This is a genomic window from Vibrio lamellibrachiae, assembly GCF_050337265.1.
Taxonomy (GTDB): domain Bacteria; phylum Pseudomonadota; class Gammaproteobacteria; order Enterobacterales; family Vibrionaceae; genus Vibrio; species Vibrio kyushuensis.
Genome location: NZ_JAKJSU010000009.1, coordinates 223,766 through 241,620, shown reverse-complemented (window position 1 = coordinate 241,620; position 17,855 = coordinate 223,766). Strand labels below are relative to the sequence as shown.

The 17,855-nt window shown below is 43.2% G+C and carries 12 protein-coding genes and 2 pseudogenes; 5 read left to right on the top strand and 9 right to left on the bottom strand.

The features are described from left to right. Window positions 1-68: 68 nt before the first annotated feature. Both L4C54_RS16155 and L4C54_RS16150 read right to left on the bottom strand, forming a co-directional pair. A complete protein-coding gene (locus L4C54_RS16155; protein WP_428808972.1) occupies window positions 69-755 on the bottom strand; it encodes a hypothetical protein in 687 nt (228 codons plus the stop codon). 213 nt (window positions 756-968) lie between these two features. Further along, the gene (locus L4C54_RS16150) at window positions 969-2,177 is read right to left on the bottom strand and encodes an OmpP1/FadL family transporter (RefSeq protein ID WP_428808971.1); all 1,209 of its coding nucleotides are present in this window, start codon (window positions 2,175-2,177) and stop codon (window positions 969-971) included. Between the two features lie 313 nt (window positions 2,178-2,490). On the opposite strand from L4C54_RS16150, the gene L4C54_RS16145 reads away from it, so the two are divergent. Then, window positions 2,491-3,315, top strand: coding sequence for a LysR family transcriptional regulator (locus L4C54_RS16145; protein ID WP_428808970.1), 825 nt, complete (start codon window positions 2,491-2,493; stop codon window positions 3,313-3,315). Between the two features lie 69 nt (window positions 3,316-3,384). Here L4C54_RS16145 and L4C54_RS16140 read toward each other — a convergent pair whose 3' ends face one another. Then, entirely contained in the window at window positions 3,385-4,416 is a 1,032-nt protein-coding gene (locus L4C54_RS16140; RefSeq protein WP_428803035.1) for an HlyD family secretion protein, read from the bottom strand. A 3-nt stretch (window positions 4,417-4,419) separates the two neighbouring features. Further along, the gene (locus L4C54_RS16135; protein WP_428808969.1) at window positions 4,420-4,929 is read right to left on the bottom strand and encodes a magnesium transporter; all 510 of its coding nucleotides are present in this window, start codon (window positions 4,927-4,929) and stop codon (window positions 4,420-4,422) included. A 269-nt stretch (window positions 4,930-5,198) separates the two neighbouring features. On the opposite strand from L4C54_RS16135, the gene L4C54_RS16130 reads away from it, so the two are divergent. Further along, window positions 5,199-7,061, top strand: a complete 1,863-nt coding sequence (locus tag L4C54_RS16130) for a methyl-accepting chemotaxis protein (protein ID WP_428808968.1) — start codon at window positions 5,199-5,201, stop codon at window positions 7,059-7,061. 212 nt (window positions 7,062-7,273) lie between these two features. Beyond that, complete coding sequence (locus L4C54_RS16125) at window positions 7,274-8,191, top strand: LysR family transcriptional regulator (protein ID WP_428808967.1); 918 nt, start codon at window positions 7,274-7,276, stop codon at window positions 8,189-8,191. 115 nt (window positions 8,192-8,306) lie between these two features. Here L4C54_RS16125 and L4C54_RS16120 read toward each other — a convergent pair whose 3' ends face one another. From L4C54_RS16120 to L4C54_RS16100, 5 genes are all read right to left on the bottom strand, one after another. Next, window positions 8,307-9,113, bottom strand: coding sequence for a hypothetical protein (locus L4C54_RS16120; protein ID WP_428808966.1), 807 nt, complete (start codon window positions 9,111-9,113; stop codon window positions 8,307-8,309). 183 nt (window positions 9,114-9,296) lie between these two features. Then, window positions 9,297-10,019, bottom strand: a complete 723-nt coding sequence (locus L4C54_RS16115; protein WP_428803030.1) for a BUD32 family EKC/KEOPS complex subunit — start codon at window positions 10,017-10,019, stop codon at window positions 9,297-9,299. After that, the gene (locus L4C54_RS16110) at window positions 10,012-10,938 is read right to left on the bottom strand and encodes a LysR substrate-binding domain-containing protein (protein ID WP_428808965.1); all 927 of its coding nucleotides are present in this window, start codon (window positions 10,936-10,938) and stop codon (window positions 10,012-10,014) included. Before L4C54_RS16110 ends, L4C54_RS16115 begins: the two co-directional genes overlap by 8 nt. A 134-nt stretch (window positions 10,939-11,072) precedes the next feature. Beyond that, on the bottom strand, window positions 11,073-11,948 hold the full coding sequence (locus L4C54_RS16105; protein WP_428808964.1) for a hypothetical protein: 876 nt from the start codon (window positions 11,946-11,948) through the stop codon (window positions 11,073-11,075). A 350-nt stretch (window positions 11,949-12,298) separates the two neighbouring features. Beyond that, window positions 12,299-12,952 (bottom strand): HAD family hydrolase, encoded by a 654-nt coding sequence (locus L4C54_RS16100; protein WP_428808963.1) that lies wholly within the window; start codon window positions 12,950-12,952, stop codon window positions 12,299-12,301. A 465-nt stretch (window positions 12,953-13,417) separates the two neighbouring features. On the opposite strand from L4C54_RS16100, the pseudogene L4C54_RS16095 reads away from it, so the two are divergent. Then, a pseudogene (locus L4C54_RS16095) lies at window positions 13,418-15,200 on the top strand (FAD-dependent oxidoreductase); the annotation flags it as partial. Between the two features lie 77 nt (window positions 15,201-15,277). Further along, window positions 15,278-17,662 (top strand): annotated as a pseudogene (fdhF, locus tag L4C54_RS16090) (formate dehydrogenase subunit alpha); the annotation flags it as partial. Window positions 17,663-17,855: the final 193 nt, after the last annotated feature.

The following is a 17,855-nucleotide window of genomic DNA, read 5'->3' as shown; positions in this document are numbered from 1 at the left end:
GAACAAAAAAGCGCAGTGGATTAACTACGCTTTTGTGAGATGAGTGATTTATTGCGCGTGAAAAGGCGTTAATTAAACTCGTAGGTATATGAAATTCCCATACGGTTGTTTTGGCCGAAATCGTCGTCTGCCATAACACCAAAGAAATTGAATGATTGAGCTTGAGTCAGTTTGTGGCTTAGCCCCGCACCAACCCAATAACCAGAGTAGTCATCAGACCCCATCGAACCGCCACCAAAAGTCATCAGTGACCATTTCTCGCTGAGTGGCTTTAGAGCAAACATGCCCACATAACCACCATGAGAGGTAAAGCGAGTCATAACGTAGTCGTTGTCACTCTCGGATTTTTCTCCAGCGATTTCACCATCATTATAGCTGTAGCCCGCCATAGGGAAGATTTGCCAACCGTAAGGGGTAATATCAAAGTAACTCAGCGGAACAAATGAGCCGATGCTGTAGTTATTTTTATAACCATCGTGATCGTACTCTGCTCGGCTAAAGTTAAAATTGAGGATGCCCATCGGCAATAGCCAAGACCCCCCGACACGCCACTCATCTCCATCTGAGTTAATACGGGCGTTGATCATGCGGGCGTCATCTAGGCCTATTGAGCCTGAGAACTGCACACCATCAACGTAAGCAAGACCTGCTTTGGTGACAATTTTAGTCGGGTCTTCGTGGTGCTTTTCTTCTTCTGCTTGCACAGAAAAAGCACACGCGGTCAGTGCAAAGATAGAAATTAAAGATTTTTTCATGAATTAGACTTCAAAGTGAGTGCTGCACCCAAATATGGGTTGAGGGAGTCGGTGATACCGCTGATATTCTTGCTGTATCGCTTACACGGATAATGAAAACCTATCCAAATATTCGGCCATTATTGTAACGTTCGAAACTCTCTGCCTGCGCACTGAGAGTGCGCAGGCAGAGAAAGATCAAATTTATTTATGTTTTGTTTTTCGAGCACTAACTTAGAAAGTCACACTCATGCCAACGAAGTGGATTCGACCATCGAATGTACCGTTAATTCCCACATTTTGCCCACCTTTAGCAATATCTACGCTGCCAAGGTCAGCGTACTCATAGAATACGTCGAATGTGTAATCATCCCAAGTTGTCGTTGCGCCCACAGAGTAGCGGTATTGGTCACCCACTGGCAGGTCAACCCACTGTTTACTTGGGTCATCTTGTGGTGAAGTTTCGTAAGAGAAGCCTGCTTTCAAGCGCCAATCAGTATTGAGTTGGTAATCAGCACCTAGTGCAAACTTCCACACATCATCCCAGTCACGATCGATCGCAATTGGATTAGTATCAACTACCCCAAAATCAAACACAGTCTCGTCCCATTCACTCCAGCGGTGAAGTTGAATAGAGGCTAGAATGTTCAATTGGTTCGTCGCTGCGTAGCTAGCGCTCAAATCCACGATTGCAGGCACTGAAATCTCAGAAGCAACTGCTGGGTTGTTTCCTGCTGGACCGCTTAACGTTGTTGAGAAGTCGTGCTCTACTTTAGAACGGAAACTAAAGCCAAGGTCTAGCTTTTCACTTTGTTTGTACATTACACCAGCGTTAAAGCCGTAAGCCCAATCTGATGCTTTGTCTAGTTGTACAGAGCCTGAAGCCAATCCCATTTCAAGTGAAGCCCAGTTAAACTGCGCGCCAATACCCCAAGAAACTTGGTCTGTAACTCGGAAGCTAAGAGAAGGGTTGAATTGAAGTGCAGTCAGAGTTACATCTGTCATTAAATTGCTACCTGCCCAGTCGTTACCATAGCTAGCGCTAGAACCGCCAACAGTTCCCAGAGCCAAACCAAGGTGCACATCGTCGTTCAGTTGACGAGCATGGAAGATACCGATAGAGGGCATAACTGTATCAGCCTTGCCGTTTTGTTTATCGCCTGAATCTGCGTACTTCATTTCTAAATCGAGCAGCATGGTGTTAATAGTCGTAAGACTTTCACCCATGTGAGACATGGTTGCTGGGTTTGCCCACATTGCAGCAGCAGATTGAGTGTAAACACCGTCACCTGCGCCACCAGTACCAGCATTGGCAACGATAGCCTCTTGCATGAATAAGCCGCTTGCATTTGCAGCGGTAGCACTAAACATAGCCGCGCCTAGAAGAGACAAAGCGAAAATAGGGGTAGCATGGCGAGTTTTAGATTGTAGAGTCGGGGACATTGATGTTTGCATTATTCAGTCACTCTTATAGGAAGCTTCCTGCCTCGAACGAAAGCCTATGAATCCTTGTGACATAGACAGTTAAATTTGCGTTGAATTGTAACTAATCGTTCCCGTACAATTGGAATAAAGCTTATTCCGACTTAATACTTGCAATACAGTTGTAAAATCGACTTGAGAATAGAAGGGTGATCTTTATTCAGGAAAACCTTATCTAGTCAGAGGTCTCAAGCTAGGCTGTAATGATAGACTTGCGACATAATCGAATAGCTTTACGAAAAATAATAAAAATACAGACAGTGATTACTTATAAATGAATGATTTAAATGCCCTACATGTTTTTCTAGCGTTAATGCATACACGTTCTACCCAGCGGGCAGCAACGAAGTTGGGCCGTTCCCAATCGTATGTATCCAAAGTATTAGCGCAACTGCGTGAAGACTTAGGCGATCCTCTATTTTTACGCAATTCCATGGGTCTTGTTCCTACTAGTTATGCTGAATCAATAGAACCTAAAGTAAGAAATGCACTTGAGCAGTTAACCATTGCTTTAGAGCCAGAGCGTTTTGACCCAATGTCATTGGATAAGGTCACGATTCATATTGTCAGCCCTTACTTGGCTAATATTGGTAAAGATTTAATTGTCGCATTAAGAAAAGAGACCAAGGCGCTTATCGAACTTCGCGAATGGACTAATGGTTCAGAGCCACTGATACTGGCTGAGGAAGTCGATATTGGCTTACATGCGATCAACGACAAACCGCAAACTTTTTATCAAAAGCGAGTTCATTCAGGCGCTGGTTATTTTGCGGGCAATAAAGAAGGCGAGTACATTAAATTTCTAGTGCCAGGAATCAATGAGAGTGCTGATCATTTTCGTACGTTAGATCCTAATATTGAAGTCGGAATTATCATAGATAATCAAGTGGTTATGAATGATATGATGGATAGTTGCTTTACGCTTAAATACGAGCCGTACTTTGAGTCTGACCATCATGTAAAACTCAATCTAGATGTTGCTTTAATTATGAAGGCTTCTTTGCGCCACTCTCCAAAACAACAATGGCTTGCGAGCATCATCGAACCGATTATCAAACAGACAGTTGAAATATGGATAGAAAACAACAAAGGCATATAAAGCTTTTGTTTTGAAGAAAAGAAAAAGGGAAGCGCATTGCTTCCCTTTTTAGTATGTAATGAAAATGAACTATAGCGCTGAAAGGTATGCTTTATAAGCCTTTAAACGTACGGTAGCACCACCGATGATGTCCATGAAACCAAGCATTGGGTGAGGCTTTTTAGCTGAAACCCAACCTGAACCTGTAGCACCGATAGGTACGTTGTAACCTTCTGGCTCTTCAAATTCGATGATAATTGTACGGCCGTGTGATCCCATGTTATTACCAACGTGTTGGCGAACATGTTGTGAGCCGTTTAATACTGAAACGCGCGCTTCACCAGTACCGGTTGTTACACTGTGTACGCGGCCACGGAAAATTTCACCTGGGTATGCATCAACGTAAAACTCAGCAAATTGACCTATTTCGATGCCACGGAAGGTTTGATCTGCAATACGCATTTCAACAAACTTCTTACCAGTGTTGTACAAGTGCATGTTACCGACACGAGTACCGTCAACAAGGTTGGCGATCGCAAGTTGTCCATCAAATGGAGCTCGCACTTCACGGCGCTCATTTTGCCATTTAGCCGTCGCAACTTGTGCATCTAGAGCTAGGATTTGAGCGTGTGCAGAAGCGATTTGAGCATGAGTAGATTCGATGCTTGTTTGCAGATCGTCACGTGCAGACTGTTGTGCAAAGTCATTAAGTTTCGTTAATCGGTCAAGGTTACGCTCGTCGTTCTCAATTTTCAGTGTTAGCGCTAAGATTTCAGCGTGCGCTGCTTTCTTTTGTGCATCCAATCCTTCTAATTGGTACTCCGTATCTTCCGCTTTTAGCGTGTAGATAAGATCGCCTTTTTTAACCATTTGGTTGTGGTCAACAAAGACGGTTTCTACTTCTTGGCCCAATAGTGGGCTAAGAACAGCGTGTGGCGCTTTAACAGTCGTACTGTCTGTTAAATCCGCTGGAGACCAGAAACGGTGAGCAGTAAAGAGTGCAAATGCAAGCATTACACCTGTACCGACGATGATAACCGCGTTGCGTAGTGTCCACGAAATCACACCTGTTTTAACTAAGATCCAACAGATAAGTACATAAGGGAGCATTATTTCTTTCATGGCTTATTCCTCTACCTTGACTGCTGCTGGTTTACGACCGTTACGGATGATGTTTGAAAGTTCTCTTGCAAGAACATCCCAACGAGCGAATGCGATGATGATGGCAAGTACCCACCATGCTTTATCAATAAATAGGCCACATAGAGACAGTGCAAATACGATTTGAGTATGTGCGCTCGACATCTCTGCTGCCTTGTGGACAGCAACTTCATGCAGCTGCCAGAAGAGGTAAATAACATAAACGATGATGGCGACAGTGACGAAGAAAACGAAACCCATAAAGATTTCAGAATCAAGCAGCTTTAGAATTGTAGGGAAGCCATTAGAAAAATACTCTTCAGGAAGATCCTTACCATGAATGGTGCCAAGCTTAGATAGCCCAACAGATGAGCTAACTAATGTACCGAGAATGATAACGGTTTTGATGATAAACATTACGGTAGTTTTGACAATCCTAGTCAATTTAGCCCATTGCCCTTCCATAGGTGCTTGGGGTTCGTTATTGGTCGACATAATGTGTTGTACCTTATTTATTGATCTGCTGCGTACTTTACACACTGTGATATTTTTTATGGAATAACCTTTATTCCGAGTTCACCCTCAACTTTTATTTATTCACGCTTGATTTATAAATAGATTTAACATTAGTCCAAGTGTGGTCATTGATTTGAGTGTTTGTTGTTTTAGGAATAATCGTTATTCCTATACACAAATTGATATATCGCTACACTACCGCACAAATTTTCTCCTGCTCTTTATCAATTTAAGGAATCACTCGATCCATGAAATTCAGCACAAAAGTACTTGCTCTAGGCACGCTAATTAGTTTGATTGGCCTGTCAGTATTAAGCTTTATTCAGTACCGGACCATTAGCCAAGAAGTAGAAAAGACGATTGAGTCCACGATTGAACTGGCAGCGAGCCAAGTGGCTGAAGTGATTAATAGTGAGCTACAAGGGAAAAGAAATTTAGCCAACTACCTATCAGGTTTACTGGCAAGTACAGAAACTGAAGACGTTAAAGGCCTAATTGAGCAACAAAGCTTGGCCAGTGTTTTTGTTACTGCTGGGATTGGTTATGAGAGTGATGGTTCAATCATTCATAACGATTCTGGTTGGACAGCCCCTTCAAATTGGGATTCACGTACACGTCCTTGGTATCAAGATGCCAAGCGTAATGGAAAGCAGAGTGTAACCAAACCTTATGTGGATGAAGGCACAGGTGCGGTTCTTATCTCTATTTCACAGCCTGTATATAGTACAAGTGGTTTTGTGGGAGCGTCGTTTTTTGATGTAGATCTGACGTCACTGGCGTCGCTGATTTCTAACGTTGAGCTTGAATACGCAACGGTATTTGTTGTCGATGGTGATGGTACTGTCATCGCACACCCTGATAACAATCTTAACGGCGAGCACATGTCGAAATTTATTGGGCGCAGTGCGATTGTTGAACGCACTGAGCTGATTGATGTTCAAGGCAAACAGTATTACCTCGATTTCCATGCGACAGCTGGTGAAAACTGGTTTGTTGGTATTTTACTGCCTTATGACGAAACACATTTACCACTGGAAGAGATGAAAGTGACGGTGTTGATTCTATTTCTGGTTATCTCAATTATTTCATTCGCTGTGTTTATTGGCGCAATGAAGGTCTTAATGCGTCCGTTATCGGCACTCAATCAAGCGATGAAAAATGTTGCTTCAGGTGATGGCGATCTAACAAAGCGTCTTGATACCAATACAGATCAAGAGTTTAAAGAGCTTGCGACTAGCTTCAATGGCTTCGTTGCAGTGATTCAAGAGCTTATCCAAGATACCAAACAAACAGCAACGCACATTACTCAGTATTCAAGCGTTGCAGCGAATAGCGCGAAAGATTCAGAAGGGTTGTTATTTACCCAGCAACAAGAAGTTGAACAATTGGCGACGGCGATGAATGAAATGTCTACCACATCGGGTCTTGTTGCTCAGAATGCTCAAAGTGCCGCAGAGTCAGCACAAACCGCTGATGTTGCAGCGGGTGAAGGCAGTAGCATTGTCCTTGAAACCACGCAAGCGATTCAGAACTTAGGGGATCAGCTTGATGATTCAATGAGTGCAGTAAGAGATCTGGGTAACTCAATTGGTAATATCGAATCCATTGTTAGCGTTATTAATGAAATAGCCGATCAAACTAACTTACTGGCGCTCAACGCAGCGATTGAAGCAGCCCGCGCTGGAGAGTCAGGTCGTGGCTTTGCCGTTGTTGCCGATGAAGTGAGAACACTTGCAAAGCGTACTCAGGATTCAACTACTGAGATTCGCTCTATGATTGATAAGCTTCAAGAAGGCTCTCAATCGGTGACTAAGACCATGAATACCAGTCACAGCCTTGCGATGTCGACCGTTGAGCAGGCGCAAACCGCAAATCATGCGCTGGAAGATATTCGTTCAGCTATCTCTTCAATTACAGAAATGAACATTCAAATTGCTTCGGCTGCAGAAGAGCAAAGCCTTGTTGCGGAAGAGATCAATAACAACACCGTCAGTATTAAAGAGCTGTCAGACAAAGTCGCGGGTAAAGCTTCCCATACGAGTGACCAAGTGAACCAGCAGTCTGAACATATAGAAGAACAGAACAAGCAGCTTAATCAATTTATTGTTTAAATACGCTTAAGAAACAGACGAATAACGACACAATCTTGCTGTTGGTTAAATAAAATTGGCAGCAATATGACATATTGTAAGCATGAACATGTTCTATTTTCCAAATGAATGCTTTGATGTGACATAATTAGCACGACAATGCTTGTTCGTTGAATAGCGAACCCGCCATGTCGTTGATATTAAGTTTTCCATATATTTATGAGGAACCATTGATGAATCTTCATCACCTTGACTTGAATTTGTTGAAAACCTTATTGGTTTTACTGCAAGAAAAAAATACCAATAGAACAGCAGAACGTCTCAATACAAGTCAGCCAGCCGTTAGTCGAAATCTCGCTAAGCTAAGAGATCAGCTAGGTGATCCACTCTTTATTCGTCAATCTCGTGGGTTGAAGTTGACGCCTAAAGGTGAAGAATTGGCAGAGCGTTTACCTAAAGTGTTTGAGGATTTAACTGAAGCACTGTCGGGTGAAGAGTTCTTACCTGAAAAACAGGTTGGTGTGATTAAAATCGCGATGAATGGATTCTTAATAGAAACACATGGCTATCAAATTTGTGAGGCGATTACTCAATCAGCGCCGAACGTGACGGTCGAGCTATTGAGTTACTCAGCAAAAACTGGCGCGGAGCTGATTAATGGTGAGCTAGACTTTGCCGTTAGCTACTATCCACTTGATGTATCAAAAGAACTAAGACAAGTACCGATAGGCTTACTTGATTTTGTTGGTATCGTGCGCAAAGAGCACCCGCTGGAAGGCGCAACAGTCTCTATCAATGAAATGCTTAAATTCGATATTGGTGGTTTAATTATTCCTGAATTCAATCATAGGCATATGTTGCTTGCTGATTTCGTAAAGACGGAAGATTACTTCAGACCAAAATTTAGAAGCCAAGCTATTAATCCACTTCTAAGTTCGGTTCGTAATTCAGATTTGGTCTTTGTGGCTCCAAAGTCGTTAATGAACACCATTGATGACAGACAATATGGCTACGTAGAAGTTTTTGATATTGAAAAGCGCAATGAGATTAAAGTTGGGCTTTTGTATAACAGTAAGTATTTGAAATCAGAAAAATTCAGATGGATAGAGTCAATTTGTGATTCGATCATTCCACCTGATATGATCAAATAATTCCATGCTCGTGGTGTTATAAACGACACGAAAAGAAAACCCGATAACGAGTAATTCGCTATCGGGTTTTTTGTATCAGTAACGTTGCCGTTTACTTACCAGTACCAGTACCAGATTAGAATTGGTAGTTGTATTCAATTTTGTGATCACCGGTTTGGTAACGATTGTTCTCATTCCAGTTTGCGTAATAGCGAACGTTTGAACGTGGGTTAATTTGGTAACTTACAACCGCTTCGTGAAGTAAAATTTCTCCGCTATCAATCCCAAAAGCATTTGCTTTGTAATCATCAGAACCGGATACGCTGCCCATGTACATCGGGTTGTAGTTGAGCCAGATGTTATCAGTGATTTCAACTTTACCGTAAAGGCCAACGACATAGAACGTACCGTGTATGTCCCAGCGATCTTGTAATTGAGCATCACTACCATTAGAAGAGTTTGGTAACTCCTCACCAAACGCCATCCCCATACCCGCTAGTGGATATAGGTTAACTGGACCCATCTTTGGTAGAGCCTGAATAAAGCTGTAAGACGCTGAACCTTGAGCACCAAGGTCTTTATCAAACGCCATGTTTACGTCGACTTGAGCACCTCGTCCATTTGTTAAATCGACAGTAAAGTTGCGGTAGCGAATTGAGTCAATGCTGTCATCTGCGCCGCGACCATTCCAACCTACCGCTTCGCCTGCGATGCCTTTTACTTCAATGATGTTCATGCCCATCGTTGTATCACTACCTGTATCGTACGTTTGGCCGATTTTAAGGTTGATACCTTTGTCTGTGTAGCCAACACCTGCTTGGGTAAAGACAGCAAGAGGGTCAGACATGTCTTGAATGTCATCTTCAGCAAGTACGTTAGAAGATAATAGAACGGCTACTGATGCTGCAATAGCGGTTAGCGAAAGTGGCGCTTGGTTTTTCATAACATTACTCCAAAAAGGGATGAGAAGTAATGTCCGTTTACTTCAAAAAATTTGAAGTAAATATATAGGAGCAGATATAACTATCAATGGTCTAGAGGTTATACCAGATATACAATACACTTATATTAGCAATCTCTAAACTTAGGCAGAAAACTTGAGCGATACTGGTGCGGAAAATTGCTGTTAGTTAACTCTACTTAGTATGCGGTGGGTTAGTAGCAACTGTTTTGATAGTCGGTTATTTTTAAACCGCAATATGAGCTTCGGAACCCATATAAGGTGCGTTATTAATCGGCTTACTCGTTTTATATGAATCGTCGAAAGGTGAAACTCGTCACACCATTGCCTCAGTGCCGTTAATCGAGTTTCTTGGCTGACCCCTGACAGCCGGAATGAATCAAGAAGAAACAGCAGAATATCTCGTGCTCTAAGTAACGAACTTGCCGAGCGTCTCGCCTCCTCTAAGTCAAGCAGTATGACCTTACCTTGGCTATCCACGACCATATCGCGCATTGCAGGGCGACCATGAACGATCTTCGCTTTATGCAGAGAGTTCAGGCTATTAAGAGCGGAATAGAACAGAGTCTTGTTCTCTGTCTCTTGTTTCGTGGTGATTGGTTTTCCTGCACATAGGGTGACAAAGTAAGCTCTCCCTTTCGTGTAGAGGCGTGGAATGGGTAGATTGAGGCGCTGGCAGTCAGCCAGTATCGAGGTCTCTTTAGTAAAGCGTTGCATTGGAGATAGACCGCTGTGCAAGATCAGGTGTCTCCATGGTTTATAGATAGTTAGAAAACCATTAATTAATAGACTGACCGCGTTACGTTTTTCTTCACCGCGTTTTTTAAGCCAGTAGCGTTTCCCACCACGCTCAAGCAGGTGCACATATTCTGTATTCTCACTATGCATGAGCTACTTTCTCTTTGTATAGCGACGTGATTACGTCGGTTATCCATTTAGTGATAGGCTTATTGGCATTTTTTTGAGCGTACGAAATTACAATTGGAGTGTCGGCCAATTGAGCCTTATCGAAATCTAGTTGTAGTGGCCTCAGTGCAGTGCGTGAGGGATCACAAATTCGAAGTGATGAAGGTAGCAACATTTGTGAGCTTTCAGCAGCTTGAATGGCTAACGAGATGCTGTCGGTTTGAAGTTTGATCTGTGGTACCCCACCAAGGGCGTTGCAGACGTGATTGAACTTTTCTTGCTTCTCATCCCAACTTGGTACAGACAAAGAGATAAAAGGGAAGTCACAGATGTCGCTCCAAGATAGTAATGATTTTTTAAATAGCGGGTGATTTGGTTGAGCAAACATCTGAAATTTATCTTCTGCGAATGTTTGTTGAATAATAGATTTAGGATAATGAGCAGAGAAGTAGTTGACGCCTAGTGTAGCTCTATCATCAAGAAATTGTTCGACAGCATTGGATTCCCACCCTTTCAAATACCAAGTTGCATTAGGTGCTGCTTGTGACAGCTTTTGAAAAATATCAATGCCGAATAGTTGCTGGGTTGGGTGGTTTAGGAAGATCTGATATTTTCCCGATAATAATTTTGGGTCAAAATCAAAGTTAGTACTTACCACTTGCTCAAGGCTATCAATAATCAAGGGAAGTTTAATAAGCAACTCGGCCATTAAAGCGGTAGGTTCAAGCTTATTGGCAATCCGAACATAAAGTTGATCATTTAGAGTCGTTCTATTTTTAGATAGGATCCGAGCGACTGCTGACTGGGATAGGTCAAGCCTTTCTGCAGTTAAATACGTATTCTTTGTTTCATTTAAATCGATCAATACTCGCATTGATCGAATGTCTAAGTTATCAATCATCCTTACACCACTTACGTTTACTATAGTTAGGTTCGTTGCTGATTAAGTTCGTTGCTAATTAGATTTAAAGCCCACCTTATGATGAGCTTTAAATTGTCCGTCCATGACTGCTGCTTTTTTAGAAGCGACAGTTTTTAGAAGCGCCAGTCAAAGCCGATTGATACTTTTGCTTCTTCACCACGTAGGTAATCTCTACCCGGTAATCCATTCAGTTCGTTGATCTTAATGTTGGTGTATTTACCTTCTAAGTAGATATTGAAGATCGCTCCACCAACTTGTGTACGTGTACCTTGCAATAGCATTATGTCGACCATCTCCATTTCTACACCGCCATAAGATGAGCCACCAAAGGCTTGGAACACTGTGTAGAAAGTGTCATTCCATGGTTGCAAACCATACAGGTTAACCGAAACCATGTGAGCGTCATCGCCACCAAGTACACTTTCTACAGCCCCTGAATTAATACCTGAGATGCTATTAAGTGCATTAAAGACACCTGCTTGACCAGTACCCGTTGAGTAACCATTCATTTCGTTGGGTACGATCGTTCCACGAATATTTTGTGCGATCTGTTTAGTGTCAAAATCAACGTACGAGTAATTTACAGAAGGAAATAACATAGTTTTATCGTTCGTTGCGGTCAGTGGTAGCATGTAGCCACCGGTATACATATTCGTTGTATCGGTGAGGTAGATATCCGCGTATACCCCACCAAAACGCTCATCAAAATTGGCTAAACGAAAGCGAAAATCTTCTGATTGACTAAAGTACTCCCCAATCATAATCGTTTGTGTTTGATACTCACCTTCACCATATAGGTTGTTAAAGCCACCACCGGCAACCAGTTTAATCTCACCTTCATGGTCGGTTGCAATGCCGCCACGCCATGCAGTATTACGCGGGTCAGCATCATGAACCTCATGAGACTCTTCTTCAGCGTAAGCGTTAATAGAAGCAAGCGTACAAGTTGTTAGTGCAAGGCTAAGTAGTTTTTTATTAAACGTGTTCATAGTTTTATCACCCGTATAAGAGCTTTCGCTCTAGAATCAAATTTAGGGTGATTATCAATAGCTTCAGTCGATATGTTAACGCCACTTATTGACATTCAGCAAGTCGGTATTCGACTGGGAAATATATAAATAATATTTATATTATTTAAGGTTATTGTTTTTAAAGTGATTTATTTTAATGGGTTGAAAATTGAGAGCTTTATTCCAAATGGAATAATCATTATTCCAATTAAAATTCGACTTGAAGTGGTGGCGGGTGGAGATAAGAGAGGATAAAAAGAACCTTGGATAAGGGTAAGAGTGCTGATAGGCATCAACACTCCTTTCATGATTGAGTTAGGTAAGCAGCGCTAATTCTGCTTTAACTCACTTAACACGTGGTGAAGAGAAGAGCGAACAAGAGGGGAGAGAGCCAGAACTTCTTCGCAGGGTTCAACTAAGTCTGGGATCTGGTAAGTGATCATCTCAGCTGCAATGGCCGAGCGAACGCCATTGTTGGAGTCTTCGAATGCCAAGCACTGTGTAGGGTCTATATTCAAACGTTGTGCTGCAAGCAAGTAAATTTCAGGATCTGGCTTACCATGCTTCACTTCACAACCTGTCGTCAGGTTATCAAAGAAGTGATCCAATCCAGCAAGCTTTAGTTTAATAGCAGCCACGTCTTTTTGTGTCGAAGTCGCAACCGCAGTGGGGATGTTGTTGGACTTTAACCAAGTGAGTAATTCAACCACGCCTTCCTTCACAGGGATCGCTTGGTGTTTTACCACTGCATTATATCGCTCCCGCCACTCAATATGCAGAGCGGGGTAATCAAGGTCAGGGCCGTAACCTTGGCGAATAACTTGCTCAATACCCGCGGAGTTACGGCCAATAATCGAGAGATAAACATCCTCTAAGAAAGACACATTTTGGGCTTGGCATGCTTGTTTAAAAATCGACATGCAGACTCGCTCGGTATCGAGAAGTAATCCATCCATGTCAAAAATCGCGGCTTGAAAATTCATAGAGTTCGTATCGTTTATCTATCCAAAAAAGAGTGGGCATTGTGGCATGTTTAATTATAGACGACTACAAATGCGAGCCATTTGTTATCTACAAGACTGAATGTTAATCGAGTGAAATGAATGTGTAATTGTAAGGTAGCCATTTAGTGGTAATTTATGTGAATTTTGAGCTTGGAATTATCTAGATCAATGAATGTGCGATTAATCGTTTTTTGCATCGTTTCAATCGATATTTTTCAATAATTAACCCTCGACAATGAGGCTTATGAAAAGGTAATGTCACACGAAATTAACCTTAATATTAGTATGGTATTTACTTTACTAATGTGTGCTTACGGGACGGTAAGTGGCAGGGTATAGATAAAATAAAGAAAAGGTTTTATAGCGACGCATCAAGAATATTGCCGCTATTTCAATGGCCTAGAATATAAATGGAAGTAACGTCTCTTATTGAGCGAGGAAAATATGGTTCAAATTGTCATCGATGGCAAGTTTAGGATTGTTGAAGAAGGTCAATCACTACTAGAAGCATCAAAAGTATGTGGGTTAGAAATCCCTTCTCTTTGTGGTCTTAACAAATCGTCAGATAAGATCCCATGCGATCTCTGCGTTGTTGAAGTCGAAAGTGGCGGCATGAAGCGCTCATGTGAAATGGAAGTGTATGATGGATTAAACGTGATTACACAATCACAAGCCTTAACCGATCATCGCAAGCATGCGTTAAATCGTATTATGACTGACCACTACGCTGACTGTGAAGCGCCATGTAAAACAGCATGCCCCGCGGGCGTAGACATTCAATCCTACCTGTACTACATCGCTCAAAATGATCATAAAAAAGCGATAGAAGTAATAAAGCGTACACTACCAATGCCTTTATCTATTGGTCGTGTTTGCCCTGCATTTTGTGAAACAGAATGTCGCCGAAATCTTGTTGATGAGTCTATTGCGATTCGTCAGCTAAAACGTCACGCAGCTGATGCCGATTTAACCGCACAAGAGAGCTATACACCACCGAAAAAAGCCGACAAAGATAAGTGTGTCGCTATCGTTGGTGGTGGGCCGGGCGGGTTAACCGCAGGTTACTATCTTTCAAACGAAGGTTATTCAGTCACCGTATTTGAATCGATGCCGAAAGCGGGTGGTTGGCTTCGTTACGGTATACCAGAGTACCGTCTACCAAAGAGCATTCTTGATAAAGAAATTGAGCTGATGTGCCGTAATGGCATGGAAATCAAAACCAATCAAAAACTGGGCGAGCAGATCACGCTGTCTCAGTTAAGTGAAGATTACGATGCCGTGTGTTTAGCCGTTGGTGCATCGGCTGCGGTAGAGATGAATTATACAGGTAGTGATTTTGATGGCTGCTATTTAGGTGTTGATTACCTAAAAGATTACGTCACAGATCAGAACTACACGACAGGTAAGAAAGTCGCCATTATTGGTGGTGGTAACACCGCGATCGACTGTGCTCGTACTGCGGTTCGTGATGGCGCGGACACCACACTTATCTATCGCCGGACTCGCGATGAGATGCCAGCTGAAGATTATGAAATCGAAGAAGCGGAACATGAAGGGGTGAAGTTTCACTTCCTAACTAACCCTGTTGAGAATATAGCGGATGAAAACGGGCGAGTTAAAGAGATTCGCCTTGAGCGCATGAAGCTTGGTCCTGCCGATGCTTCTGGCCGTCGTAGCCCAAAACCGACCGGAGAATACTTCATTGAAGCGTTCGATACGGTTGTGGCTGCGGTTTCTCAAAAGCCAGATCTGAGTTTTATGGATAACGAGTCGCTTGAGATTCCGTTAACTCGTTGGAACACCGCCGATGTAAACCCAGATACTATGCACAGTGGTACGGGCAATATCTTTAGCATTGGTGATTTTCGCCGTGGCCCTGCAACGGCTGTAGAAGCGGTTGGCGATGGCCGTATTGCGGCTGAAGCGATGGATCGATTCTTTAATGGCGATATGGAAAACATTCCAGTTACGCCATTTAATTCTCGTAAAGAGAAAAAGCTGAAGCAGATTGATCCCCTTCAATTCGAAAATTTGCAAAAAATCGCACGAGTTATCATGCCAGAACTCACAGCAGAGCAGCGTGAACAGAGCTTTGAAGAAGTGGAAACAGGCTTTGATAATGCCGATGCAATTGCAGAAGCAGCTCGATGCCTAGAGTGTGGCTGTCAGGCAAATACCGCGTGTGACTTGCGTGATTATTCGACTGAGTATGGCGCGGTTCAGACATTCAAACCTACGGAACAATTAAGTCAAACCGTTGAGATGCAATCGGATGATTACTGGCAGCAACTTCGAAGTAAAGATGCGCGCCAAAAGTGCGAGATTGATACAAGCTCAGAGTTTGTTGTCTTTGATGCTAACCGCTGTATTAGCTGTGGCCAATGCGTTCAAGCGTGTCGTGAAGAGTCTGTTCATGGCGTTCTAAGCTTTATGACCAACAAAGACGGTACGCCAGCCTCTCGCCCAGAGTGTCGCCCTAATTTTGGTGCAAATGGCACTGCAATGGGAGATTCTAACTGTGTTCAATGTGGTGCGTGTGTTCAGGCTTGCCCTACTGGCGCAATGTATGATGCTCGGGACCGATCTCAAGGTCGAAAAGAGAACCTAAAAGCCGTTGATACCATCTGCACTTATTGTGGTGTGGGTTGTAAATTGACTATGTTTGTTGATGAAGCAAACAATAAGATCAAATACGTTGAAGGTGCTGATTCACCAGTTAACGAAGGCATGCTGTGTGTTAAAGGTCGCTTCGGTTTTGATTTTATCTCTGATGATACTCGTTTAACTACGCCACTGATTCGAAAAGATGGTTGGCTACAGCCTGCTTCATGGGAAGAGGCGATTTCTCTCATTGCTGAAAAGTTTGGTTCAATCAAACAGAGCTTTGGTGGCAACGCCCTAGCGGGTTTCTCATCAGCAAAAACCACCAATGAAGATAACTACGCATTCCAGAAGTTCATTCGTCGTGAACTAGGCACGAATAACGTCGACCACTGTGCTCGTCTATGTCACGCATCAACAGTGACAGGTCTTGAAGCGTCACTTGGTAGCGGGGCAATGACTAACGATATTCCGAGTATCAAACACTCGGATGTTATCTTTATTATTGGCTCTGACACGACAGCCGCTCACCCAATCATTGGCTCGCACATCAAACAAGCGGTTCGTCATAATGGCGCGCGCTTAGTAGTTGCCGATCCAAAACGCATTGATATTGCAGACCATGCAGAGCTTTACCTTGCTCACCGTCCGGGTACCGATGTGATGTTGCTCAACGGTGTAATGCAGCAGATCATTAAGCACGGTTGGTATGATCAAGAGTACATTGAAGAGCGTGTTGATGGCTTTGATACCCTACTGCAAGAGGTGATGTCACCAAACTACTCCCTTGAAAAAGTGGAGCTTGTGACGGGCGTTAAGGCTGACGATATCTTCGCTATGGCGCGTTTGATTGGTACGGCAGAGCGTACGGCGGTGTACTACTCAATGGGCATCACGCAGCACACGACGGGGCACGATAACGTTCGTTCTATTGCTAACCTGCAGCTACTGTGTGGCAACATTGGTATTGAAGGTGGCGGTATTAACCCATTACGTGGTCAATCAAACGTTCAAGGTGCCTGTGACATGGGCGCGCTGCCAAACAACTACCCAGGCTATCAGAAAGTGTACAACCCAATGGTACGTCAGAAGTTTGCTATGGAGTGGAACGTCTCTGATCTACCAGCAGAGATTGGTTTAACCCTTACTGAAATCATTGATGCAGCGTGTAAACGCGATGTTCGTGGTTTGTATGTCATGGGCGAAAACCCAGTACTAAGCGATCCAAACCAAGCGCACGTTATCGAAGGACTTGAAGCACTTGATTTCTTAGTCGTTCAAGACATCTTCCTAACCGAAACGGCGCAGTATGCCGATGTGGTTCTTCCATCCACCTCATTTGCCGAAAAAGCGGGTCACTTTACTAATACTGAGCGTCGTGTTCAGCGTTTAACGCCAGTGGTAAATGCGCCGGGAGAAGCGAAAGAAGATTGGAGAATCATCCAAGACATTGCTATTGCGATGGGCAGTGATTGGGATTACAAAAACGTAATGGATATCACCAATGAGATCGCTCGCGTAACGCCTCAGTATGGTGGTTTACGTTGGGAGGCGATAACAGCGGAAGGGGTTCAATGGCCAAGTAACAAGAAGAACCCTGACGGCACGCGTATTATGCACCAGACTCAGTTTACCCGTGGTCGTGGTCAAATGGAGGCGATTCCGTTTAGGTACGCAGCAGAGCTTCCTGATGAAGACTACCCGCTAGTACTAACAACAGGCCGTGTGCTTGAGCAGTTCCATACCGGCACAATGACACGTAAAACCAAAGGGCTTAATAACCTTGCAGGTCCACGTGCGATGGTGAGTGTGGCGGATGCGGAAGAACTAGGAATCACCAACGGTCAGATGCTGCGTGTTTCAACGCGACGTGGTTGCATTGAAATTGCCGCGTTTATTACTAAGCGTATGCAAACGGGCGTTGTGTTTATTCCATTCCACTTTGTAGAGTCACCAGTGAACCGATTAACTTCTACTGCAACGGATCCACACGCTAAGATCCCTGAGTTCAAGGTTGCTGCCGTTAAGGTTGAAGCGCTTGTACCGGGTGAAGTGGATTGTGAATGCAATGATGTCGTGTCTATGTAATTGATGTAACATCGCTCGATAAAAAAGGCTCGCTTGCTGATACCAGCAAACGGGCTTTTTTATGTGAGGAGGATAATTTGAGCAAGTCGCGTTAACTTTTAGGTGTTTGAAGGCTAATAATCAGAAAGTTCAAGTTCCCTTTTCTTCCAATTCACTCGGCTGTTACTAGAGCGCCTATATTATCGACATAAGT